The organism is Pseudoalteromonas sp. Scap03, assembly GCF_013393115.1.
Taxonomy (GTDB): Bacteria; Pseudomonadota; Gammaproteobacteria; order Enterobacterales; family Alteromonadaceae; genus Pseudoalteromonas.
In genome coordinates, this window is record NZ_VDEU01000001.1 from 224,912 (window position 1) to 249,144 (window position 24,233).

22 protein-coding genes are annotated in these 24,233 nt (G+C 40.3%); 14 read left to right on the forward strand and 8 right to left on the reverse strand.

Going from position 1 to position 24,233, the window contains the following annotated elements; all coding sequences use genetic code 11:
- The first annotated feature begins 21 nt into the window (after positions 1 to 21).
- The 3 genes from gshB (at position 22) to ruvX (ending at position 2,382) form a co-directional block, all read left to right on the forward strand.
- On the forward strand, positions 22 to 969 hold the full coding sequence (gshB, locus tag FHG08_RS01030; protein ID WP_138609469.1) for a glutathione synthase: 948 nt from the start codon (positions 22 to 24) through the stop codon (positions 967 to 969).
- 122 nt (positions 970 to 1,091) lie between these two features.
- Complete coding sequence (locus FHG08_RS01035) at positions 1,092 to 1,649, forward strand: YqgE/AlgH family protein (RefSeq protein ID WP_010391585.1); 558 nt, start codon at positions 1,092 to 1,094, stop codon at positions 1,647 to 1,649.
- A 283-nt stretch (positions 1,650 to 1,932) separates the two neighbouring features.
- On the forward strand, positions 1,933 to 2,382 hold the full coding sequence (gene ruvX / locus FHG08_RS01040; protein WP_013465849.1) for a Holliday junction resolvase RuvX: 450 nt from the start codon (positions 1,933 to 1,935) through the stop codon (positions 2,380 to 2,382).
- A gap of 204 nt (positions 2,383 to 2,586) precedes the next feature.
- Here ruvX and FHG08_RS01045 read toward each other — a convergent pair whose 3' ends face one another.
- Positions 2,587 to 3,723: a PilT/PilU family type 4a pilus ATPase gene (locus tag FHG08_RS01045; protein WP_138609270.1), complete on the reverse strand. Its 1,137-nt coding sequence runs from the start codon at positions 3,721 to 3,723 to the stop codon at positions 2,587 to 2,589.
- 9 nt (positions 3,724 to 3,732) lie between these two features.
- On the reverse strand, positions 3,733 to 4,773 hold the full coding sequence (locus tag FHG08_RS01050; RefSeq protein ID WP_010391590.1) for a type IV pilus twitching motility protein PilT: 1,041 nt from the start codon (positions 4,771 to 4,773) through the stop codon (positions 3,733 to 3,735).
- Between the two features lie 2 nt (positions 4,774 to 4,775).
- On the opposite strand from FHG08_RS01050, the gene FHG08_RS01055 reads away from it, so the two are divergent.
- From FHG08_RS01055 to FHG08_RS01090, 8 genes are all read left to right on the forward strand, one after another.
- The gene (locus FHG08_RS01055) at positions 4,776 to 5,489 is read left to right on the forward strand and encodes a YggS family pyridoxal phosphate-dependent enzyme (protein ID WP_178956570.1); all 714 of its coding nucleotides are present in this window, start codon (positions 4,776 to 4,778) and stop codon (positions 5,487 to 5,489) included.
- Positions 5,490 to 5,506: 17 nt separating this feature from the next.
- Positions 5,507 to 6,328 (forward strand): pyrroline-5-carboxylate reductase, encoded by an 822-nt coding sequence (gene proC / locus FHG08_RS01060; protein WP_138609266.1) that lies wholly within the window; start codon positions 5,507 to 5,509, stop codon positions 6,326 to 6,328.
- Positions 6,329 to 6,354: 26 nt separating this feature from the next.
- Positions 6,355 to 6,888 (forward strand): YggT family protein, encoded by a 534-nt coding sequence (locus tag FHG08_RS01065; RefSeq protein ID WP_178956571.1) that lies wholly within the window; start codon positions 6,355 to 6,357, stop codon positions 6,886 to 6,888.
- A gap of 58 nt (positions 6,889 to 6,946) precedes the next feature.
- Positions 6,947 to 7,390, forward strand: coding sequence for a DUF4426 domain-containing protein (locus FHG08_RS01070; RefSeq protein ID WP_055012523.1), 444 nt, complete (start codon positions 6,947 to 6,949; stop codon positions 7,388 to 7,390).
- Positions 7,391 to 7,392: 2 nt separating this feature from the next.
- The gene (locus FHG08_RS01075; protein ID WP_138569545.1) at positions 7,393 to 7,992 is read left to right on the forward strand and encodes an XTP/dITP diphosphatase; all 600 of its coding nucleotides are present in this window, start codon (positions 7,393 to 7,395) and stop codon (positions 7,990 to 7,992) included.
- A complete protein-coding gene (gene hemW / locus FHG08_RS01080; RefSeq protein ID WP_138609264.1) occupies positions 7,989 to 9,125 on the forward strand; it encodes a radical SAM family heme chaperone HemW in 1,137 nt (378 codons plus the stop codon). Before FHG08_RS01075 ends, hemW begins: the two co-directional genes overlap by 4 nt.
- A gap of 84 nt (positions 9,126 to 9,209) precedes the next feature.
- The gene (locus FHG08_RS01085; protein WP_178956572.1) at positions 9,210 to 11,042 is read left to right on the forward strand and encodes a DUF885 family protein; all 1,833 of its coding nucleotides are present in this window, start codon (positions 9,210 to 9,212) and stop codon (positions 11,040 to 11,042) included.
- 104 nt (positions 11,043 to 11,146) lie between these two features.
- Positions 11,147 to 11,806, forward strand: a complete 660-nt coding sequence (locus FHG08_RS01090) for a hypothetical protein (protein ID WP_178956573.1) — start codon at positions 11,147 to 11,149, stop codon at positions 11,804 to 11,806.
- Here the strand turns inward: FHG08_RS01090 and FHG08_RS01095 are convergent.
- Positions 11,798 to 12,514, reverse strand: coding sequence for an SIMPL domain-containing protein (locus tag FHG08_RS01095; protein WP_075169840.1), 717 nt, complete (start codon positions 12,512 to 12,514; stop codon positions 11,798 to 11,800). The two genes, FHG08_RS01090 and FHG08_RS01095, sit on opposite strands and share 9 nt — an antisense overlap.
- 379 nt (positions 12,515 to 12,893) lie before the next feature.
- Between FHG08_RS01095 and FHG08_RS01100 the strand changes: the two genes are divergently transcribed.
- Positions 12,894 to 15,560, forward strand: coding sequence for a bifunctional acetate--CoA ligase family protein/GNAT family N-acetyltransferase (locus FHG08_RS01100; protein WP_178956574.1), 2,667 nt, complete (start codon positions 12,894 to 12,896; stop codon positions 15,558 to 15,560).
- A gap of 8 nt (positions 15,561 to 15,568) precedes the next feature.
- Positions 15,569 to 16,513: an ion transporter gene (locus FHG08_RS01105; protein ID WP_109874122.1), complete on the forward strand. Its 945-nt coding sequence runs from the start codon at positions 15,569 to 15,571 to the stop codon at positions 16,511 to 16,513.
- A 26-nt stretch (positions 16,514 to 16,539) separates the two neighbouring features.
- Here FHG08_RS01105 and FHG08_RS01110 read toward each other — a convergent pair whose 3' ends face one another.
- Genes FHG08_RS01110 through FHG08_RS01120 form a run of 3 tightly spaced genes read right to left on the reverse strand, consistent with a single transcriptional unit; the run spans position 16,540 to position 21,686 of the window.
- Complete coding sequence (locus tag FHG08_RS01110; protein ID WP_178956575.1) at positions 16,540 to 21,045, reverse strand: EAL domain-containing protein; 4,506 nt, start codon at positions 21,043 to 21,045, stop codon at positions 16,540 to 16,542.
- Positions 21,046 to 21,062: 17 nt separating this feature from the next.
- Positions 21,063 to 21,470 carry a GNAT family N-acetyltransferase gene (locus tag FHG08_RS01115; RefSeq protein WP_138609142.1) on the reverse strand — a complete coding sequence of 136 codons (408 nt, stop codon included), beginning with the start codon at positions 21,468 to 21,470 and terminating at the stop codon, positions 21,063 to 21,065.
- 12 nt (positions 21,471 to 21,482) lie between these two features.
- Positions 21,483 to 21,686: a DUF3283 family protein gene (locus FHG08_RS01120; protein ID WP_008113353.1), complete on the reverse strand. Its 204-nt coding sequence runs from the start codon at positions 21,684 to 21,686 to the stop codon at positions 21,483 to 21,485.
- A gap of 222 nt (positions 21,687 to 21,908) precedes the next feature.
- Between FHG08_RS01120 and FHG08_RS01125 the strand changes: the two genes are divergently transcribed.
- Entirely contained in the window at positions 21,909 to 22,607 is a 699-nt protein-coding gene (locus FHG08_RS01125; protein WP_178956576.1) for a transporter substrate-binding domain-containing protein, read from the forward strand.
- Here the strand turns inward: FHG08_RS01125 and FHG08_RS01130 are convergent.
- Entirely contained in the window at positions 22,604 to 22,849 is a 246-nt protein-coding gene (locus tag FHG08_RS01130; RefSeq protein WP_138609136.1) for a DUF1289 domain-containing protein, read from the reverse strand. The genes FHG08_RS01125 and FHG08_RS01130 overlap by 4 nt on opposite strands.
- A 98-nt stretch (positions 22,850 to 22,947) precedes the next feature.
- Entirely contained in the window at positions 22,948 to 24,081 is a 1,134-nt protein-coding gene (locus FHG08_RS01135) for a 1-acyl-sn-glycerol-3-phosphate acyltransferase (RefSeq protein WP_178956577.1), read from the reverse strand.
- Positions 24,082 to 24,233 lie beyond the last annotated feature (152 nt).

Genomic DNA, 24,233 nt, shown 5'->3' on the forward strand with positions numbered 1-24,233 from the left:
ACATAAATTAAGGCACAGCGCATGGCAATTAAGTTAGGTATTATTTCAGATCCTATTAGTGGATTTAATATTAAAAAAGACACCGGTTTTGCAATGATGATGCAAGCGCAAACCCGTGGCTACGAAATTTACTACATGGAAATGGATGATTTATCGCTGCGTCAAGGCAATGCCTACGCCACTGCAGCCAAAGCGCAGGTTTTTGATAACGCAGAAAAATGGTACCAACTTGAAGAAAAAACCACCATTGCGCTGGCTGATTTAGACGTTATTTTAATGCGTAAAGATCCGCCTTTTGATACTGAATATATTTACGCAACCTATATTTTAGAACGTGCTGAGCAAGCGGGTACTTTAGTTATTAATAAGCCACAGAGCTTGCGTGACGCCAATGAAAAACTTTTTACAGCTTGGTTTAGTGAGCACACACCTGATACATTAGTTACGCGCAGCCAAAAGCAAATCCGTGAATTTTTAGCCCAGCACAAGGATATTATTTTAAAACCACTGGATGGTATGGGCGGTGCTTCTATTTTTAGAGTAAAAGCAGATGATGCCAATATTGGCGTAATATGCGAAACCTTAACTGAGCATGGCAGTCGCTTTGCGATGGCGCAAAATTACATTGAAGAGATCACTCAAGGTGACAAGCGCGTATTGGTTGTTGATGGTGAAGTTATTCCTTATTGCTTAGCGCGTATCCCACAAAACGGCGAAACGCGCGGTAACTTAGCCGCCGGCGGACGTGGTGAAGCACGCCCAATTAGTGAGTCAGATCTTAAAATTGCTCAAGCAGTTGCCCCTACATTGAAAGAAAAAGGCTTAATATTTGTTGGCTTAGATATCATTGGCGATAAGTTAACTGAAATTAACGTAACAGCACCAACCTGTGTTAAAGAAATTGAGGCCGCTTACGACATTTCTATTACCGGTATTTTATTTGATGCCATAGAGAGAAAACTTAGCTAAAGCCATAGCAAACTTTAAGCGCTGACGCTTCTATAGTCATCGCTTAAAGTTGAATAAATTTTTAGTGTTAAAACATGGGACTATGCCATACTCAAGATTCAATAACTAAAGGGGTAAAAATTATGCAGTCATTAGAAAATCATTTTTTAATCGCAATGCCATCAATGCAAGACCCTTTTTTTAAACGTGCGGTCACTTATATTTGTGAACACAATGAAGAAGGCGCTATGGGACTTGTTATCAATCAACCGATTGATGTTACCGTAGGTGAGCTACTCGACAAAATTGATATTGATAACGATAAGTCGCAACATGCCGCGCAAGTGACAGTGTATGCTGGCGGGCCGGTAAAAACGGATCGTGGCTTTGTGCTACATTCACCAAAACCGGGGTATTCGGCAAGCCAAAAATTGAGCAGTGATATTATGATCACTACCTCAAAAGATGTATTAGCCACATTAACTACTGCTCAAGCACCCGAGCAATTTATAATTACCTTAGGTTACTCAGGTTGGGAGCAAGGCCAGCTAGAACAAGAGCTACTTGATAATAGCTGGTTGATTATAAAAGCCGACCCTAAAATAATTTTTGATACCCCAGTGGAAAAGCGCTGGGAAATGGCAGTCTCTATGCTTGGTTTTGATGTTAGCCAATTAAGCCCCGAAGCTGGACATGCTTAGGGTCTGTTGACCTTTGCTGATTAAAATTTGTTCAAACTAGGGGCAATTTAATCGCGGCGCGAAGTTTGTAACCTAGTGGGCTAAGTAAAAACCGAGCAACAAAGAGTAAATCGCCCCTAGGCAGAACCCTTCGGGCAGCGCCTGTTTGGCATTTATGCTGCGTTATCGCCTATTTATGGGGAATAACCACACCACAAAGGCTCTGCCTTGCCTAAATACCAAACAGACTGCTGCAAATTTAACCTTGAAAGGTTAACAGACCCTAATAACATAAAAGACAAACATGACTAAAAAAACAGTAAAACCGCAAGGTGAGCGCACCGTAATGGGATTTGATTTTGGTACTAAGAGCATTGGTATTGCAATTGGTCAAGAATTGACAGGCAGCGCCACCAGCCTAAAGGCGGTGAAAGCTCAAGATGGCATCCCTAATTGGGATGACATTGCTGTACAGGTAAAAGAGTGGCAACCTGACTTAATGGTGGTTGGCTTACCGCTTAATATGGATGGCACTTCTCAAGAGGTTACCTTTAAAGCCAAAAAGTTCGCCAACCGTTTGCATAATCATTACGGTATAGCGGTTCATACTCAAGATGAGCGCTTAACTACCGCTGATGCTAAAGCACGGTTGTTTGAACGTGGTGGTTATAAAAACTTAGGTAAAGGCAACGTAGATAATATGTCTGCGGTGATAATTCTAGAGAGCTTTTTTGAAGCCAGTTATGGCGAATAAATTGATTTAACAAAAAAAGCGCTTAAAGCGCTTTTTTTATGCGTGGATTTAGATTTGGGTCTATTAACCTTTGCGGATTAAAACTCGTTCAAGTAAGGGGCGATTTAATCATGGCGCGAGGTTTATAACCTAGCTGGCTCGATAACTGCTCCTACGTTATACTACTGGCTTATATCCATGTAGGCAGCAACGAGTTAATTGTCCTTAGGTAATATTACCTTTATCATCAAGGCCATCAATGGTTACACCTTGCAAAAAGCCTGCCCCTTGCTGCTCGTTATTACGCAGTTTTATCATTAAACGTAAATCATTTGGCGAGTCTGCATGATGAAGTGCATCGGCATAGTTAATCCGTTGCTGTCTGTAAAGCTCAAACAGCGCTTGGTCAAAGGTCTGCATGCCCATTTCAGTTGATTTGGCCATAGTTTCTTTAATACCACCAATGTTACCGTTTTTAATCAGCTCACTCACCATTGGCGTATTCAATAATACCTCTATAGCAGCAGCACGTCCCTCACCATCAGAGGTAGGGATAAGCTGCTGGGCAATAATAGCGCGTAAGTTTAATGCTAAATCATATTTAAGCTTATCGTGCTTCTCTTTTGGAACTAAGTGCATAATACGATCAATAGCTTGGTTAGCATTGTTAGCATGTAAGGTGGCAACACATAAATGACCTGTTTCTGCAAAGCTTAACGCATACTCCATAGTTTCTTGCGATCGAATTTCACCAATCAAAATAACATCAGGCGCTTGGCGTAAAGAGCTTTTTAGTGCTGACTCAAAACTTTCAGTATCTAAGCCCACTTCACGTTGAGTAATAATGCTTTTTTTATGTTCATGAACAAACTCTATTGGATCTTCTATAGTTAAAATATGCCCACGTTGATTGCGATTTCTATAACCAATAAGCGCCGCCAAAGACGTTGATTTACCGGTTCCCGTACCACCGACAAATAATACCAGTCCGCGCTTTGACATAATCACATCTGTAAGCGCTGAGGGCAATCCAAGTTCTTTTACATCAGGTATTTGGGTCACAATCCGGCGAATAACCATCCCCGCTCTATCGCGTTGCCAAAAAGCCGAAATACGAAAGCGCCCTTCGCTGGTTGCAATCGCAAAGTTACACTCTTTGGTGTTATGAAACTCTGCTTTTTGCTTTTCACTCATCGCTGATTCAACTAATTCCAGCGCTTGCTCATCGGTTAGCTTGTCATCATTAAGAGGTATCAGCTCGCCATTAATTTTAGCGCTAATAGGCAGCTGGCTTGATACAAATAGATCAGAGCCTTTTTTGTCGATCATTATTTGTAAAAAGTGATTTAGAGATAAAGTCATAATAATTCCTTAAGCGCTAAACTGCGTCTTATCTTGTGCTTTTGTATACGCCGCTGAGTGAGTGATAATGCCTCTGTTAACAAGGTTTGTTAAACATTGATCCATGGTTTGCATGCCCTGCGACGCACCGGTTTGAATCGATGAGTACATTTGAGCAATTTTATCTTCACGAATTAAGTTACGAATAGCAGGCGTTGCCAACATGATTTCGTGTGCAGCCACTCGCCCTCCACCGACCTTTTTGATCAGTGTTTGTGAGATAACCGCACGCAATGATTCCGAGAGCATAGAGCGGATCATGTCTTTTTCTTCACCAGGAAATACGTCAATAATACGGTCAATGGTTTTAGGTGCCGACGTGGTATGCAAAGTGCCAAACACTAAGTGACCAGTTTCAGCAGCAGTCATAGCAAGGCGAATAGTTTCTAGATCTCGTAGCTCACCTACCAAAATAACATCAGGGTCTTCACGCAATGCACTTCGCAAGGCATTAGAAAAACTATGTGTATCGCGGTGAACTTCACGCTGGTTAATTAAGCTGAGTTTATTATCGTGCACAAATTCGATAGGATCTTCAATGGTCAGTACATGATGATGTTTATTTTGATTTATATAGTCCACCATGGCTGCGAGTGTAGTCGACTTACCTGAGCCTGTAGGGCCGGTAACTAATACTAAGCCTCGTGGGTTATCTGAAATTTGTTTGAATATTTCCGGCGCGCCCAAATCTTCAAGTGTCAATACATCACTCGGGATAGTACGAAACACGGCAGCAGGACCACGATTAGAGTTAAAGGCATTTACACGAAAACGTGCTAAATTAGGGACTTCAAAAGAAAAATCCACTTCGAGATTTTGTTCATAGTCCTTACGCTGGTTATCGTTCATAATGTCATAAACCAGACTGCTGACTTCTTTATCTCCAAGTGCTGGTATATTAATACGTCGCACATCACCATCAACACGTATCATAGGTGACACCCCTGATGATAAGTGCAAATCTGATGCTTTATGTTGCACACTAAATGCCAATAATTCGGTGATATCCATTTATGACTCCACAACTAACTGATAAATATATGGTTACAATAGCAGAACGACTCACATCCGCCTACGCTAGAATTGCAGAGGCAGCGCAAAATGCACAGCGTAATAGTAACGAAATTACGTTACTTGCAGTATCTAAAACCAAACCCGCCTCTGATATTATGGCAGCTTATGAGCAAGGGCAACGCCAATTTGGTGAATCTTATGTTCAAGAAGCTGTAGATAAAATAGCGCAACTAGCCACATTTAGCGATATTGTTTGGCATTTCATTGGCCCTATACAGTCAAATAAAAGCGCTTTGGTGGCTGCTAATTTTGACTGGGTACAAAGCGTCGATAGACTAAAAATAGCAAAACGCTTAAACGCTCAGCGCCCACAGGAAATGCCCGCTCTTAATGTACTGATACAAGTTAATATTAGCGCAGAAGATGCTAAATCAGGCTGTACCATAGAAGAGATTGACCAACTAGCGCAATTTATAAGTCAGTGTTCACAGTTAAAATTACGCGGACTAATGGCTATTCCTGCAAAAAGTGACGATGCTAACACGCAAATTCAATATTTTGAGCAATTACAAACTTGCTTTGATAAACTACAGACCCAATATCCTCATATAGATACGTTGTCGATGGGGATGAGTAACGATGTAGAGACTGCCATAGCGGCAGGTTCAACCATGGTGAGGATCGGCACAGATATTTTTGGAACACGAACTTAAAAGGTGATAACAGACATATGTCAGATAAAAAAATCGCATTTATAGGCACAGGTAATATGAGCTACGCCATCATTGGTGGCATGGTAAAAAACGGCTTTAACGCAAACAATATTATTGCAACTAACCGCAACCAAGAAAAACTAGCCAAGGTAGCATCCGACTTTAAGGTGCAAACCACCAGTGATAATAACGAAGCTATGCGCGATGCAGATGTCATTGTTCTGTCTGTTAAACCACAAATGATGGGCGACTTGTGCCAATCATTTCAAGATTCAGGCATCGACTTTAGTGATAAATTATTTATCTCAGTCGCTGCAGGCTTAACCGTTAAACGCTTACGTGAAATGCTTGGCCAAGATGTGAAAATGGTGCGTTGTATGCCAAATACACCGTCGTTACTTGGCCGTGGTGTATCGGGCTTATATGGCGCTGGCGAAACGCAAAGCGAACATGAATTTGTACAACAAGTTTTTGAATGTACAGGTATAGTTGTGTGGGTAGAGCAAGAATCGCAAATTAACGATATCATTGCTGTGACAGGCTCATCGCCAGCTTACTTTTTCTTATTTATGGAAGCGATTGAAGAAAAAGCGAAAGCACTTGGCTTTAATGATGAAGACGCGCGTCGCTTAGTACAGCAAACAGCGCTAGGCGCAGCTGAAATGGCACTTAGCCAACCAGATATTAGCATTTCGCAACTGCGTGCAAATGTAACCTCAAAAGGCGGTACCACGCATGCAGCTGTTGAGCATTTAAAAGCGCAAGGTTTAACCCAAACTGTGGGTGATGCAATGGATGCGTGTATTGCGCGTGCAGTGCAAATGGAACAAGAACTTTAAAACCATTTTTTATTGAAGGTTATACTATGAATGCCATGCAATTTTTAATTAGCACCTTGTTTGATCTATTTTTAATGGTGGTACTACTGCGTTTTTGGCTACAGTGGGCAAAAGCCGACTTTTACAACCCGATGAGCCAATTTGTGGTCAAAGCCACTTCGTTTGCAGTTAACCCGCTGCGAAAAATCATTCCAGGGCTAGGCGGGCTTGATTTAGCCTCTTTGTTGCTGGCATTTATAGTGGCTGCGGCAAAAATAAGTACATTAATGTGGCTTATTTATAGCTCTTGGGCTATTCAACCTGTGCTTATACAGGCGCTAATAACTGTTTTAAAAGAAGGTTTAAATTTAGTCTTTTGGGTGTTAATCGTCCGCGCTATTTTAAGCTGGGTAAGCCAAGGCTATAACCCAATTGAAGCGGTATTCCATCAGCTTACTGAGCCAATGTTAAAGCCGATCCGTAAAATCTTACCTCCACTAGGAGGCTTAGACTTATCGGTATTGGTACTGATCATCGGCATTCAGTTTTTACAAATGCTGCTAATGGACCTTTTAGCTTAAGCACAACGTAATATAAAAGAGGCCTAGCGCCTCTTTTTTACATACTCAGGAGTTAACCATGCAACGTTTAATAAAGTTTTGTTTTATTGCTTGTCTCGCTTTAGCATTTAATGCACACAGCGCTCAAGAACAAGGCGCCCAATACAAAGAACTAGGCCCTTGGCAAGTTCATTACATAGCCTTTCCATCAACGTTTATTCAACCGCAAATAGCTAAAGCCTATGACCTTGAGCGTAGTGGCTATAAAGGTATTGTTAATATTTCAATATTAAAAAATAATGCAGATAAAGCCGCTCAAAAAGCGACATTACAAGGTATCGCTAAAAACTTATTAGGTAACAAGCAAACCCTTAACTTTAAAGAAGTCGTTGAAGGCGATTCAATTTATTACCTAGCACAAGTAGATTACACCAACGAAGAAATTTTACGTTTTGAAATTGAAATCCAACAAGGTAATCAGTTTCAAACATTAAAGTTTAAGCAAAAATTTTACGTAGATTAAATATGACCAACACCTTAGTACTTGCAACCGGTAACCCCGGAAAAGTGAATGAGCTGGCTAACATGCTCAGCTCACTTAATATTAATGTTGTACCGCAAAGCGACTTTAATGTCAGTGACGTAGCCGAAACAGGCACCACGTTTGTAGAAAACGCGATAATTAAAGCGCGTCATGCGGCTAAAATTACCGGACTGCCTGCTATTGCAGATGATTCAGGCTTAGAAGTGGATGGCCTGAATGGCGCGCCAGGTGTTTACTCTGCTCGTTTTGCAGGAAATAGCGCAAGCGATCAAGATAATATCGATAAATTACTGGCTGATTTAGGCAACAACCCTAATCGCAGCGCTCGCTTTTGGTGTGTGTTGGTACTAATGCGTCATGCCGACGACCCTACTCCACTTATTTGCAGTGCTAGCTGGGAGGGCGAAATTACCCTTAGCCAACACGGTAAAGGTGGCTTTGGTTACGATCCTATCTTTTTTGTACCATCAGAAAATTGTACCAGTGCAGAGCTTACAAAAGAGCAGAAGAATGCACTAAGTCACCGTGGGCAAGCACTTAATAAATTACTACAAGAGTTACAACACAAAGGCGGCCTGTGAACCTTCCTCCACTGAGTTTATATGTGCACGTGCCTTGGTGCGTGCAAAAATGCCCTTACTGCGACTTTAATAGCCACGGGCAAAAAGGTGACATCCCTGAAGCTGAATATGTACAGCACTTAATTGACGATTTAAAAGCTGATTTACACTTAGTACAAGGGCGAAAAATTCACAGTATTTTTATTGGCGGCGGCACGCCAAGCCTATTAACCGGCGCAGCATATACCCGTTTACTCAATGAAATCGATAACCTAATTGGTTTAAGCGATAACTGTGAAATAACCCTTGAAGCAAACCCGGGCACAGTCGAAACTGGCCGTTTTAAAGATTATGTAAAAGCAGGGATTAACCGTATCTCTATTGGCGTGCAAAGCATGCAAAATGATAAGTTAAAAGCCTTAGGCCGAATTCATGGTGCCGATGAAGCCTGTTATGCGGCACAACAAGCTACTGAAGCAGGGTTGAATAGCTTTAACCTTGATTTAATGCATGGTTTACCAGGGCAATCTCTCGATGACGCACTAAGTGATTTAAAACAAATTATTGCCCTGAGCCCTCCACATATTTCTTGGTATCAGCTCACCATTGAGCCTAATACACAATTTGCTTCAAAACCGCCCACGTTGCCGCAAGATGAGACCTTATGGGATATTCAAGAACAAGGCCAAGCATTATTAGCACAAGCAGGCTATCAGCAATACGAAATATCGGGGTATGCAAAACCGGGCTTTCAATGCCAACATAACTTGAATTATTGGCGGTTTGGCGATTATCTTGGTATTGGCTGTGGCGCCCATGGTAAGGTCACTGATGCGAAAACGGGGGTGATAACACGCACTGAAAAGGTTAAACATCCACGGGGCTACATGGACATTATTAAGCCCTACTTGTACAAAAGCTGGCAAGTAGAACAAGACGACTTAGCGTTTGAATTTTTTATGAATCGCTTTCGTTTAACAGAGCCATGCCCGATTGAAGACTACAGTGCACTGACTAATCAGCCATTACAAAGCCAACAAGCGGCTTTGAATAAAGCCATTAACACAGGTTTATTAATAGAAAAAGACGGCCATTGGCAAGTAAGCCTTAAAGGCCATCGCTTTTTAAATGACCTGCTAGAATTGTTCGTATAACGCTTTTGGCGTTATGCGCATGTAAAGTAAATACATGAAAAATTAAAATACCCTAATGGGTTTCTAACAACAAAAGGGAAACGAATGCGTAAACTTACTCTAATTGCTGCCACGGTAAGCGTGGCACTGCTTGCTGGTTGCCAACAAGCAACACAACAATCAACGCCAGCACCGGCGGTTCAAGCTCAACCGGTACAAAGTGAAATTGATAAAGCGAATGCTTTTTTTGAAGACACTTTTAATCGTGATGTAATGAGCAGCCCAGTTTATCAAACCTACATGGGCATCAAAAAAGATTACGATAAATGGGATGACAACAGCGAAGAAAAAGCGCTTAAAGACTTGGCGCAAACTAAAGCCGATTTGGTCACCCTCAACAGCATTAACCGTGCGCAATTAGATGCAGCGACTCAAGTAAGTTATGATTTAAAAAAACAAGATTTAGAAGCCAGCATTGCTGATTTTAAATGGCGTTACCATAACTACCCAGTAAACCAGATGTTTGGTACGCACTCTATGGTGCCGGCTTTTTTAATTAACCAGCATCAAATTAGCAACGTAAAAGAAGCCAACGATTACATTGCTCGTTTAAATGGGGTGCCAGGTGTATTTGAGCAACTTATTACCGGCTTAGAAATTCGCGCCGATAAAAACATTATTGCACCTAAATTTGTATTTCCACACGTGATTGATTCAAGCAAAAACATCATTAAAGGTGCGCCGTTTGAACAAGGTGAAGATTCTACGCTTTTAGCTGACTTTAAACGCAAGGTAAATGCATTAGAAATCGACCAAGCTGAAAAAGATGCACTTATTAGTAAAGCGACTAAAGCATTAAAAACAGCAGTTAAACCTGCTTACTCTAAGTTAATTAACTACATTGCACAGCTAGAAAAACGTGCTGATGACCGTGACGGTGCTTGGAAATTCCCTGATGGCGAAGCGTTTTACAATAACGCGCTTAAACGTACAACTACGACAGACCTTACTGCAAAAGAAATTCATGCTATTGGTCTTGCCGAAGTGTCACGTATTCATGATGAAATGCGTGCTATTAAAGATAAAGTTGGCTTTGAGGGCGACTTAAACGCTTTTATGCAGTTTATGAAAACCGACAAGCAATTCTACCTTGCTAATACTGAAGCGGGTAAAGCGCAGTACCTAAGTGAAGCTAAAGGCTTAATTGATAACATGAAAACACGCTTAGATGAGCTGTTTATTGTAAAGCCAAAAGCCGACATGATAGTAAAACGTGTTGAAGCTTTCCGTGAAAAAGCGGCAGGTAAAGCGTTTTATCAACAACCTGCGCCAGATGGTTCTCGCCCAGGTATTTACTACGCCAACCTATACGACATGGAAGCAATGCCAACTTACCAAATGGAAGCTCTAGCTTACCATGAAGGTATTCCGGGTCATCACATGCAAATTGCTATTTCACAAGAATTAGAAGGCGTGCCTAAGTTCCGTAAATTTGGTGGTTACACAGCCTACATTGAAGGTTGGGGTTTATACTCAGAGTTACTACCAAAAGAAATGGGCCTTTATGAAGACCCGTATTCAGATTTTGGTCGTTTAGCTATGGAGTTATGGCGTGCCTGTCGTCTAGTGGTTGATACCGGTATTCACGCAATGAAGTGGACTCGCCAAGAAGGTATTGATTACTACGTTAACAACACTCCTAACGCCACTTCTGACGGTGTAAAAATGGTTGAGCGTCATATTGTAATGCCATCACAAGCAACGGCTTACAAAGTAGGTATGCTGAAAATATTAGAACTACGTGAAGCAGCTAAAGAGCAACTTGGCGACAAGTTTGATATTCGTCAGTTCCACGACGTAGTGCTTAAGAATGGCCCTGTACCACTGAACGTTCTAGAAAACTTTGTTGATGAGTGGGTTGCTAGCAAACAAGCTTAATTATCAAGTAACTACTTAAACATATAAAAGGTCGCAATTGCGGCCTTTTGTTTTATAAAGCAAAAAATTAAGCTAGGATAAAGTAGGTATTCAAGGAGAACAGAATGGATCTAAGCATACAGCTACTCAATGCGCGTATTAAACAACAACAGTTTGATGAGCTTGATAACGACTTTAAAAAGCTTACTGACGCTCAAAAAGTGATGCAGCTTAATTACCTGTTTGAAAGCGCGTTACGCATGAGTATTAAATACGATTTTATGCAAAACATTGCCGTGCGAATTTTAGCGAGCAATACGCCACCAGCGCCGTTTATTGAAAAGCTAACCAGTTTAGATGCACTGAGCTTTTTTACTCCTGCGCTTAAATTAAATAAAGGCTTTATTAGTACAGATAGCCATGGCAATAACGTGTTACATAATGTGTTCAAGCACGCAGCGCCGAGTCAATTGCCTTTTAACTATGTTCGCTCGTTAATGTTATTTGAATCTAATGAAGAGTTACTGCATGCATTGGCGCAAATCAATCAGTACGGGCTCACTCCTGTGGCCAGCTATATCGTTTATGCACATAAGCCTAACATTCCGGTAAAGCATGAATTCTCAGCCTTACTGGCATTAATGGAAATAGAACAAAAACAAAATCCTAGAGCAAAATTACAATTGCTTGAGGCATTAAAAAACGACCCTCCAAGCGAAATTACCTTGCTATTAAGCGCCGCATATTTACAGCGCTCTACTGAACAAGTAGCGGCACTAATCTGATAAGTAATATTCTACGCTAGTAACCACGCGTACATTTTTAATTTGCGGTGTGTTTGAATCCCGATCGCTAATACTAAACTGCCCTTGGCGTGCGGTTTTAATTTTACCTAAAAGGGAGTTTGAATCTTTCGCAAATTTATTTGCTACTTCACGAGCTTTTTCTGTGGCTTCTTGCACCATGGCTGGCTTTATATCGTTAAGCCCAGTAAAAATATATTCAATACGAGTTTGATAGTTATCTTGCACTATGGCTATATTTTGTTTAGCTAACTGACTCACTTTACTCAGTGCGTTTTTAACTTTATCAGGGGCATTAGAGTAAACAATAATATTTGAGCTAATAACGTATCTAAACTTTTGATTGTCGTTCGCGTATTCACGCGCTTGCTTATCAATAATAGATTGAGTGCCTGTCGATATTTCCTCATCGTCAAAGCCATGTAGCTTTAAAAAGGCAATTACAGCATCATTTTTTTGCTCAACTCGCTCAACAAGCTTTTCAAGGTTGTTATCGGCGTCATTAAACTGCAGCGGCCAAATAACAGTATCAGCGACCACTTCACGCTCTGCTAAGCCTTTGACCTGAACAGTGCGCTCCATGCCTTTAATATCAAGTGCGGCTCCTTTGATGATAAAGCCCAATGCAATTAAGCCGATGCTTAAACAAACTGCTGCCATAACAACGGTTACATTCGATATTTTATTCACTTCACTCTCCTTGATTAGGGTCTGTTGACCTTTGCGGATTAAAATTTGTTCAAACTAGGGGCGATTTAATCGCGGCGCGAGGTTTGTAACCTAGTGGGCTAAGTAAAAACCGAGCAACAAAGAGTAAATCGCCCCTAGGCAGAACTCTTCGGGCAGCGCCTGTTTGGCATTTATGCTGCGTTATCGCCTATTTATGGGGAATACCACACCACATAGGCTCTGCCTTGCCTAAATACCAAACAGACAGCTGCAAGTTTAACCTTGAAAGGTCAACAGACCCTAATATCAATAATAAGCATGTTCACGCTCGAAAAAACACAATAAACAGGTTACATTGAGACAGTACAGAACGCAAAACTTAATCAGCCAAGGAAACGCAATGAGTCTAAAACGTATTAACCAGTTTTTTAACCCAAGCTCTGTTGCTGTTATTGGGGCATCAAACACCGCCACTCGCGCGGGTAATGTGGTAATGCGCAACTTACTGCAAGGTGGCTTTAAAGGGCCTATTATGCCCGTTACCCCAAATCATACAGCGGTACACGGCGTATTGGCTTACCCCAGTATTGAAGCCTTACCTAAAGTGCCTGATTTAGCCGTTATCTGTACCAATAAAAACACCTTAATGAAAATTATTGAGCAGCTAGGTACGCTTGGCTGTCATAGTGCCATTATTATTGCGGATGGTTTAACTACAGCTCAAAAACAGGCACTCAAAGAGAGCGCAGCTAAGCATAAAGTCACCCTGCTTGGCTCAAATTGTTTAGGGTTGCTTATTCCGCATATAGGCTTAAATGCAAGCTTTTCTCATACTGTTGCCACACCAGGTAAACTGGCTTTTGTATCGCAATCTGCAGCAGTTTGCTCAACTATTCTTGATTGGGCAAAAAATAAAGAAATTGGCTTTTCATACTTTGTATCTATGGGGGATTGTTTAGATATTGAGTTTGACGAAATACTCGACTTTTTAGGTCGTGATGCTAAAACCAAAGCCATCTTACTGTACATCGATAATATTGATGATATCCGCAGCTTTATTTCTGCCGCTCGAGCAGCCGCATTTTCTAAACCTGTTATTGCTATTAAAACTGGCAGAACCAGCGCAGGGGCTCTCGCCGCTGAAATACACACCGGCGGAAAACAAAGCTCAGATGCGGTATATGATGCCATGTTTCAACGTGCGGGTATGCTAAGAGTAAACGACTTACGTGAGCTCTTTGCCGCCACCCAAACCTTGGCAATGCATCCTAAGTTACTGCAAGTAGAGCAACTTACCATATTAACCAATGGTGGCGGCCCTGGAGTGATGGCGGTTGATGAACTCATTCAAAGCTCAGGAAAACTTGCTCAGCTCAGTGATGAAACTCGCGAAGCACTTAATAAAGTGATCCCGCATTCAGACACCGCTGCCAATCCGGTCGATATATTTGGCGATTCTGCGCCAGTGCGTTATAAGCATGCGTTAGAAATATTACTAAATGCTAAAGAAGTTAAAAACTTACTGATCATCCACACTCCATCGGCTTTGGCCCCAAGTGAAAATTACGCTCAGGTTATTGTTGAGGCGCTAAATAAATTACCGAAAATGGCACGCCCGTATGTAATTACTAATTTTATGGGTGAAGATGCTGCTTTTGCTGCAAGACGCATCTGCGCTAATAACGCCATCCCTACCTATCGTACCCCAGAAGGGGCGGTAGGCGCCTTTATGCACTTAGTAAGCTACCGTCGTAACCAAAAGCATTTAACTCAAACGCCAGAATCAAATACTGACGATGCCACTATTAATAAAGCAGCAGCGAAAGCGACTATAAAAGAGTTTTTAAATGATGAACAACATTACTTATCAACCCATCAAGCAAGTCATATTTTAAGTAGTTACGGCATTGACTGTATTCAAACTGAAGTTGCCTACACTCCAACCGAAGCCAAAGAGCAAGCAATAGAGCTGGGCTTTCCAGTGGCATTGAAATTGATTAGCCCCAGTATTCCCTCTAAGTCTGAAGTCGGCGGTGTCGTACTAAACCTCAATGATGCACAAGAGGTAGAGCAAACCGCATTTGCCATGCTGTTAAGAATAAAGAACACCTACCCTGATGCCATAATTGATGGTTTTTCATTACAGAAAATGGCACCTCGAGCGGGAGCTAACGAGCTGCGTATAGCCATTAAAACAGAGCCTAATTTTGGGCCGGTTATTTTATTAGGTGAAGCCGGTACAGGGCTTGAATATGCACAAGCCGCAGTCGCTTTGCCACCACTGAATATGAACCTAGCTAAATATTTAATTGCCGCCGCCCATGATAAAGGCGTACTTAAAGATCGTGTTCTGCCAGAAAAAGTAGATAAATATCGTTTGTGTTCACTACTAACTCGAATTTCTCAATTGGTGGTTGATCAACCGGACATCACCTCATTAGAACTTAATCCTATTTTAGCAAGTAATGGCCAGTTTTTAGTGCTTGATGCCACCATGAATTTGAATCAGTATCAGGCTCAAGCACATCGAAAACGTTTATCTATTCGTCCTTACCCTATTGAACTAGTTGAACAAGTCACTTTAAAAAATAATACCTTCGCAACGCTCAGACCAATCAAACCTGAAGATGAGCAAGCACATCAAGCGTTTGACCAGTCATTAACCAAAGAAGATAGGTATAAACGCTTTTTTGGTGAGTTACCACAATTTAACCACGATCAACTCGCGAAAATGACGCAAATTGATTACGACCGCGAAATGGCGTTTATTGTTACCCAAACACAAGACGAGCAACAGCACACCCTAGGGGTTTCACGAGTGATTATGGACCCAGATAACTTACAAGCAGAGTTTGCTATTGTAGTACGTTCTGATTGCCAAGGGCTTGGATTAGGACGTATTTTAATGAATGCAGCAATTTCTCATTGTAAGCGCCAAGGGGTAAAAACCGTTGAGGGGATCACCCTACCTGAAAACACTGGCATGATTGAGCTGGCTCGTAAACTCGGATTTAAAATTAGTCGTGATTTTGAAGAAGGCAGTATCAATATGTTACTCACATTATAATAATTATTATGCAGAAACTTAGACAAACCATCAACCAAGTATTTGAGTCTTCAGGTAAGTACCAACGGGCCGGTCACTTTTTAGATGCCCTACTAATCACTATTATTATGATAAATGTGGTGGCCATCGTACTCGAATCAGTGCACAGCATTGCCACTGCGTACTACAACGAATTTTTAATGTTAGAGCTGGTATCGGTTGCCATATTTAGTGCTGAATACCTAATACGTGCTTGGACCTGTGTAGATAGAGTAAAATACGCCTCTATGGATTGCTCCAATACACAAAAGCGGATCCGCTATATTTTATCACCACTGGCTATCATCGATTTAATCGCCATTTTGCCAAGTCTATTAATGTTTTTCTTTGCTTTAGACTTACGTTTTTTACGCGTACTACGTTTATTAAGAGTATTTAAGCTCACTCGTTATTCACGGGCTATGCAGCTGTTATTACAGGCATTTATTGATGAATCAAGTTCATTATTGGCTGCATTTTTTATTATGGCAGTAGTACTTATTTTAGCTTCATGCGGTATTTATTTATTAGAACATGACATTCAACCAGACAAGTTCGGCTCAATTCCAGCCGCTATGTGGTGGGCAATGGCAACACTAACTACAGTTGGGTATGGTGATGTTGTGCCAATAACACCGATTGGTAAGCTGTTTGGTGGTGTCATCACTCTAGTAAGCATGGGCATGGTGGCTATACCCACTGGTTTATTAGCGTCGAGCTTTTCAGAGCAAGTTCGTAAACGTCGTCAGTTATTTGAAGATGCCACCCATGAGCAAATAACCGACGGTAAACTCTCCGACGAGCAATTACATCACCTAGAAGATCTTCGCTACAAACTCGGGTTAAGTAAGTTAGAAGCTAATAAAGCAATAAAAGCGGAACTTAATAAACGCAGCTCACATTTATTTTGTCGCCATTGTGGTAAGCGCCCTTAATAACACATACACAAAGCAGAGGCGCTTTAAGCTTGTGAAAATACAGGCTGCCAATCGCGTTCAATGAGCTCAAGCACTTGCTCTTTAGGCACCGCTTTACTGAACAAATAACCTTGAAAGTAGCTGCAACCTTGAGCTTTTAAGAAGGCCAGTTGATGTGCGCTTTCAACCCCTTCAGCAATACACTCTTTACCTAAACTGCTGGCTAAAGTCAGCGTGGATTGGATAATCGCTTCATTATCCGAATCAATACCAATATCTTGCACAAAACTACGATCAATTTTTAATACATCAATGGGGAAGCGCTTTAAATACGTTAATGAAGCATAACCCGTTCCAAAGTCATCCATGTATAATTTACACCCGAGCTGCTTTAGTGCATCCATATTTTTAAGCGCATACTCTGAGTCTCTCATTAAAATAGACTCCGTTATTTCAAATACAATGGCCTCAGGCGGTAGTGCCGCATTACTCAATGCCTGGCGAATTTCAGGTATAAGCTCAGCAAACTCAAAATCAAGTGCTGATAAATTAATTGATAAATATAAATCGGGATTCACCTTGCGCCAACGCACCAACTGTACAAGTGCTCTTTTAAATGTTTGCAGCATAATTTTGGTAATTAAACCAATATTTTCAGCCACATTTGCAAACTCTTGCGTACTAGCTAGCTGATTTTCAGGCCAGCGTAATAACACCTCAAAGCCTACCGTTCTTTGTGTAGATGTACTAATTATAGGTTGATAGTAATTACAAAACTCGTGCTCATGATACGCTTTGATCAATTGCGACTCTAAATGCAGCGCCCTTTCAATTTTTTGATTCATTTCTTGTTTGTAAAACTTGTAACCACCTTCTAAACCATCTTTAGCATAATAGAGCGCCACATTTGATGCTTTTAACAGCGCTTTATAATGCGTCGCGTCATCGGGGAAAAGCGCCACCCCAATACTTAGATGAACCTTCACACTTTGGTTATTCATAGCAATGTCTTTACTCACACAATCCATAAGCTTGGTGCATATAAGTAATACTTCTTCTATTTGTTGAATATCTTCAACTAAAATAACAAATTCACCACCACTTAAACGCGCTACGCTATCACAGGGACGCAATGCTATTTTTAAACGATTTGCCACCAGCTTAATGATCTCATCAGCGCTTTCTGTCCCAAATGAGTCATTAAAGTATTTAAAGCGTTTTATATTTACGTGTATTAAAGCGACTTTACTGTGATGGCGACGCGCTTGATCTATGGCATGCATAGCTCGGTCGTTAAACAGAGTTCTGTTTGGCAAACCCGTTAATGAATCGTAATTAGTTAATAAATGTAGCTCATTCTCAGCTGACTTTTGGGCATGAATATCCGTTAAAATAACCACATAACTGCTTAATCTTTGGCTTTCATCCGCTACAGCGCTTATTTTTACTAACACATGGCGCTGTTCCTTATTAGCCAATACCACAGTATCTTCACATGAGAAATGCTCACCTACTTCAAGTTTTTGCATAATGCGTAAATAATCAAAATAGCTACTGCGAGTCATACCTAAATTAAGTGAGCGAGTTGAACGAGGCTCTGCCGATAAAGCAAAAGCCGCTTGTAGCGACTTATTTGAAGCACGTATATTAAAGTTTTTATCTAAAATAAACACCCAATCTCGAGTCTGCTCAAACGCGGCAGTAAATAGTCGAGCGTGTTCTTCAAATGCCATCTCGCGTGTCATATTGGTATACGTACCCGCTACTTTTTGCGGAGTTGTTTCATTCCATTCAACCACTTTGCCAAAGTCTTTGTACCAGCGCCAATGACCTTTGGCATGACGCAATCGGTAAGTACAGTTAAAATATCCTTTGTCAGTTGATAAAAATTCTAACCACTCTAACCTAAAAATAGCACGCTCTTGTGGGTGAACTTTATCTAAGTAGTCATCTAAACTGACTGAGTCTTCCGCATAACCTAATTCGTTGACTAACCTTGGCTGATAAATATTTAACTGATTTGCTTGCCAATCCCATACCCCCGATTCACTCCCCTCTAGCGCAAGCTTTAAGCGCGCCTCGCTATCTTGGCTTTCTTTGTGTGCAGCTAATAAAATACGCTGTATTTTGTTACGTCTCATCACCCATGCAGTCACTACAGTGATCAACAAAATAGCATAAAGTGCTAAAAAGTAAGGGGCCCGCCATAACGGGTATTTCACTTTAATATTTAACGTTGCTGGCGGAGTATACTCACCCGTCAACGGATCCTTTGCCCAGACTTTTAACTGGTAGCTACCGGGGTTTAATTTAGGAAACACCACGCGATTATTACGGGTATAACTTTTTTTACCTTTATCGAGCTGATATTCATAAATAATACGTTCTTGAAAACTGAATGACATCGCTGAGAACGCAATTTCAAGCCCTATATCATCATGATTTAAAGTAATATTTTTTAATGGCTGTTGTAAGTTAATCGACAAGTCTCGAGACATTAAATTAATGCGAGTAATGTTGACATGTTCTAACAAACCTTGGCTATTTTTATTCTCTTTGGGATCAAAATAGGTAAAGCCTTTAAGGCTACCATAGGCAATTCGTCCATCATTTAATTTTGCCATAGCACCACTATTAAATTCAGCAGAAAGCACCCCGTCTGATGTAGTAAACTGCTGAAAATGAATAGTGTTAGGGTTTAGTCGCCATATTCCTTTATGACTACTCATCCAAATCATTCCCTCTTCATCTAGCACCATATCGTATAATAGTGTGCCTAATTTATTTTTATCTAAATCAATGGTATGCACTAATTCATAGCTGCTGGCATCAATTCCAATCAAACCAAAGTTAGATAAAGAGAGCCATAGAATCCCTTGCCTGTCTTCAACATACGAAAGAATTCTCACTGCAACATTGTCATGATGTTTGGGTACTTTATAAAGGGTATTTAAACTGAGCTCATCAGGATTAAACTGGTATAACACCCCACCACTAAAAAATAGCGGCCACTTTGGCTGAGAGGGCAATGGCGCTAAAAAGCCATGTGCTAAGAACGGGTCAAATTGGGAAAACTCGCCTTTTAATGGGGTTAAAATCAGGCTATCAATATTATATTTAAACATGCCATGATCAGGGTGAACAAAATATAAATCACCATTTTCTAACAAGGCAATACCATGCATCCAGTCGTTTAAAAATATTTGGTTCTTGGGGCTGGCAGTTTTAGGTTGAGTAAGCTGCTGGGTTTGGGGGTCAAAAATAAACAGCCCTCGGTTTGTTTGTAACCAAAGTTTATTTTTGTAAGGCATAATTTTGAAAATAGTAAATTCTGTGGTTAGTAAATCAACTTTATAATCTTTTAAATACACCGTTGAGGTGTTATTTTTTATATCAACCGCAGTTAAACCATTATGGGTACCTAACCATAACTTATCTTGGAATTGTTTAATTGCCCAGACTGAGTGATGCGAAAATCCATCCCCTCCCAGAGCATTTCCCTCTACATTATAAAACTTATAGTTGTCTCCCGATAAATAAAAAGCACCATCAGTTTTAGTCGCAAGCCACATACCGCCTGATTTATCTTTTACCATATCAATAATGCTGGTATCGGCAAGGGTGTATTTACTTTGTTGAATACGTTTATTTTTAACCACCGTTTTGGTGGTCAAATTAAAGCTGAGCAGACCTTTGTCTGTTGCTAAATCAAGAACCCCCTGCTGATTATCTATATCCCAAACATTTAAATCAGCCAGCAGCTTTTCATTTGTAAATGACTGCTCATTATTATTAAACAATGCCTCTATATTGCTAATATCAACAGCGTATAAACCTTTAACAGCCCCAACCAATAACTGATTACTATCACCCAGTGCAAATGACTTCACATTGTTTTGATAGATGTGTACATCGGTTTCGCTTAAATGCTCTAGAGGGCGTACTTGTTGCGTTGCAATATTAAATACATAAGCACCGTCTGTACTGCCAATAAAGATATAGCCATTGTAATGAAACAAGGTACGTACAAATGCATTTTCAAATTGCTCAGGCAGCTTAAATAAAGGAGTAATAGAGCCACTGGCTATATCAAGTTTTGCAAACACTCGCCCTTGTCCAATCCACAAGGATTTATCATCTGTGGCCAACATAGTAAAAACAGACTGCTGAAGAATTTGCTCTTCTGTCACTGGCTTTTTTAGATACTGCTGATAGGTATTTGTTTGCGGGTCATACCTGAAAAGCCCCGCTAACAAGGAAGCAATCCAAATTTGTCCTTCTGGATCTTGGTATATGCGATCAATAATGGTCTCTTCTAACTCACCATTTGGGCCATTAATTGGAATAACCTGATAGCCGTCGTAGCGATTTAACCCTCCTTCAGTAGAGAGCCATAAATAGCCATTATTATCAATAAGCATAGTATTAACGTAGCTTTGAGATAACCCTTCGCTCGGGGATAGCCTTTTTACTTGCGCTGTTGCAGCGAGGCTTATGAGCATAAATAGCACAAACATGGCTGTGATAAACCTATTAATACAGATGCCCATGTGTTTCCTATGCTGATTTAGGGTTGCTGATATTTCAATGCAATAATATTGCGGTGCTTGTATGCATCAAATAGCGTTAATAACTCAGGAGTATATGTTAACACCTGGTTAAAACCAAGTGCCTGATAAAAATCAGTAATATGTTGGTAAGCGAATGTGTAAACAACGTCGGTTTGCTGATTTAAAAGCGTGCTTAACAGCTTTGTTGCAACACCAGTTGAGCGGTATTCAGGGGCCACAAAAACAGTCGATAAAAATAAAAAAGTCGGTTTATGTTGTAAGCGGCACGCCGCAATCATCGTGTGGTTATCGTAAGCGACCCACAGTTGGTCTTGTTTATTTGCGCGACCGCGAACTTTATGTAAGGTATAAAACTTATTTATTAAGGGCGTTTTAACTGGTTCTAATTGTTTTATAACAACCATAGCAAGTAAACTCTAACTTAGCATAAGTGCCAAATATTGCTCAAACTTTTGCTTTAAAAAACCTTGCTCCGCAACAGGACGACTATGCAGGGTGTCGTAAACTTGTTCACGCGTTTTCTTGCCACGCTTAATTTGATATGCCCAAAATGAAGCTTCGTAGTCTAACTGAATTTGATACTTTTGCTCTCGTGGTAAATCACACAGGTTATAACTCATATTACCCCTTTCACTGGCCCGATAAAACTTAGATTATACGTTTAAACTTATAATAAACTAACTCTATAGCGAATAAAAAGAATCTGCCGTAAATAATCTAAGGGGATCAATAATTGTTAAAGATAGACTTTGCTAGATTATGACTAGAAACTGGGCAAAACACAGCCAATTTGTTATTATACCCACCTACTCATTTGCCTCTAATAGACTGGAAATACTGACGTGTTTAAATACTCTAAAGGACTACTTGTATTAATAGGTTTAGTTTTTAGCAATCCGTCATTTGGCCATAGTTACAGCTATACATTTAATCGCCCGCAGAACACCCAGCAAGCAAATTATACTATTGAGCTATTACAATTAGCGTATGCAGATATAGGCTTTAAATTAAATATTATCGATTTTAATCGCCAGAATGCATTATTTGCGGCAAATAATGGCATGTTAGATGGGCAGCTTGCTCGTGATATTAGTATTGAAAGTGCTTACAAAAACTTAATTCGAGTTAATTACCCGTTATTTAAATTTAGTCTTGAGCTTTATAAGCACTGTGAACCCAGCTCTACTAAAACAATGGATAGCGTTGCTATTATAGCCAGCTACCCTGTGCAACAACGATATTTAGACAGTATTGATTTTCAAGGCGAGGTTATTGAAGTAAAAAATAATACCACTCAATTAAATTTACTGATCCAGCAAAAAGTAGAAGCTGCATTACTGATTGATTTTGCGATGGCCAATAAAACTATTCCTCCTGCTTTAGGTTGCTATGAAAAACAAGTGGTTGCTACCTACCCGCTTTATCATTATTTACATAATAGCCATGCGAGTATTGCTTTGCAGCTTGAGACTACACTTAAGAAATTACACAACAATGGCACGGTAGCTAAACTCAGGTCAAAGTACAAACTACAATTTTAAAAATCAAAGCCTTGCTGCCGTGTTGGCGAAGCGGTTTGCTCAGCTTTATTTTTTTGCTGTAAATAACGTTTATAGCGTTGTTGGCATAGGCTCAATACTTTCTTTTTTTGGGCATTGGTTAACGAATTCCACGAAAATCGCTCATCACGACTGCGATAACATCCTTTGCAGTAGCCTCGATTATTAACCAAGCAAATACCTTTACAAGGGCTAGGAATATCAAATATTTCAATTTGTTGCATCAAACCCTCCAGTCTAAAAAAGCATAGCTTGAGTATAGCGCTATTTTTGTGCAAAAAAAAAGCAGCCAATTAATTGCTGCTTTTATCTTAGCTGTTAATTAATGTTCACAGCTTTGTTCATCTACTTGTGTTTTTCTATGATACGGTTTGGCGTACATCGCTAGTACCAAAGATCTTAATTCTTCTGGCACTTTTGCTAAACGCTCTGCAAATTGTGCTGCATCATTTTTATTTATAACCGCTTCAGTACAACCACCCGCAATATAATTGCCTGGGTGCAAATAAAACGAATCAATTATTTGCTTATCAATGGTTTTTGCCAATTCATCGGCACTATCGCAATCTGACTGAATAGGCTGGCCAAACGATAAGTGCACATGCCCTTTGGCTGAACTAAAACCTTCAACAATGCTAGCAATATCTTCACCCGCCGATTTCACATATTTACCATGATGCTGTTTATGGTAAAGCTCTTTTGCCTTAGCTATTGCACAGGGTTCATATTGGTAAGATATTGCAACCGGCACCACTTTTAGTTCTTTAATGTATTCGCCAAATTCTTTCTTTTGTTTACGTCCATTTAGTTGCAGCATTTTTAATAGTGCGGGATCGGTTTGATCTACACCATCTTTGGCACGGCCTTCTTTTTGAGCAATCCAAATAGAATGCCCACTGCTGAGTGAGTCATAAATATAAGCCGATAATTGAGTCAGCGCTTTTAACATCTCCTTTGGAGCTTTAGCTGAGCGTTTTACAATAAAACTTTTATTTAAACGCATAAGCTCTGTAATGTATGGGATTTGCAGTAAGTTATCACCAATCGCAATTCTCACGGTTTTCATTTTATGCTGAAAAAGGCCCCAATTAACCAATGCAGGATCGAGTACAATGTCTCTGTGGTTTGAAACAAAAAGATAGGCTTGATCAGGGTCTAACGCCTCTAAGCCCGAAAAAGTAACGTTTGATGTGGTGCGGTTTACTAATTTATTTAAGTAATGTGCAACTTCATTTTGTACATCTTCAACTGTTTTAACTTTGCCCCATTTTTTACGCAACTGATGCTTTATTATAGCGCGTGCTAAAAACCCAACTGCGGATATAAAGCGTGGCAAATTATACTTTGCTATCACATCAAGAAACGCATTATCGTTAATTAATCGCGTTAATGAGGCGGCAACTTCATCGTCATTGTAAGGTCTTATATCTGCGTACTTATCTTCTAGTTCTATCATTTACTGCATCTACAAAGTTAAAAACGGCGCGCGAAAACGCCCCGTTATGTCTGATTTTGATTATAACTCAAGCAAAAATACGAAACTAGCAATACTAAAGTTCGATTTACTGAGTTTTCATAGCGTTATAGTTTAGTACTGAGCATCATTGC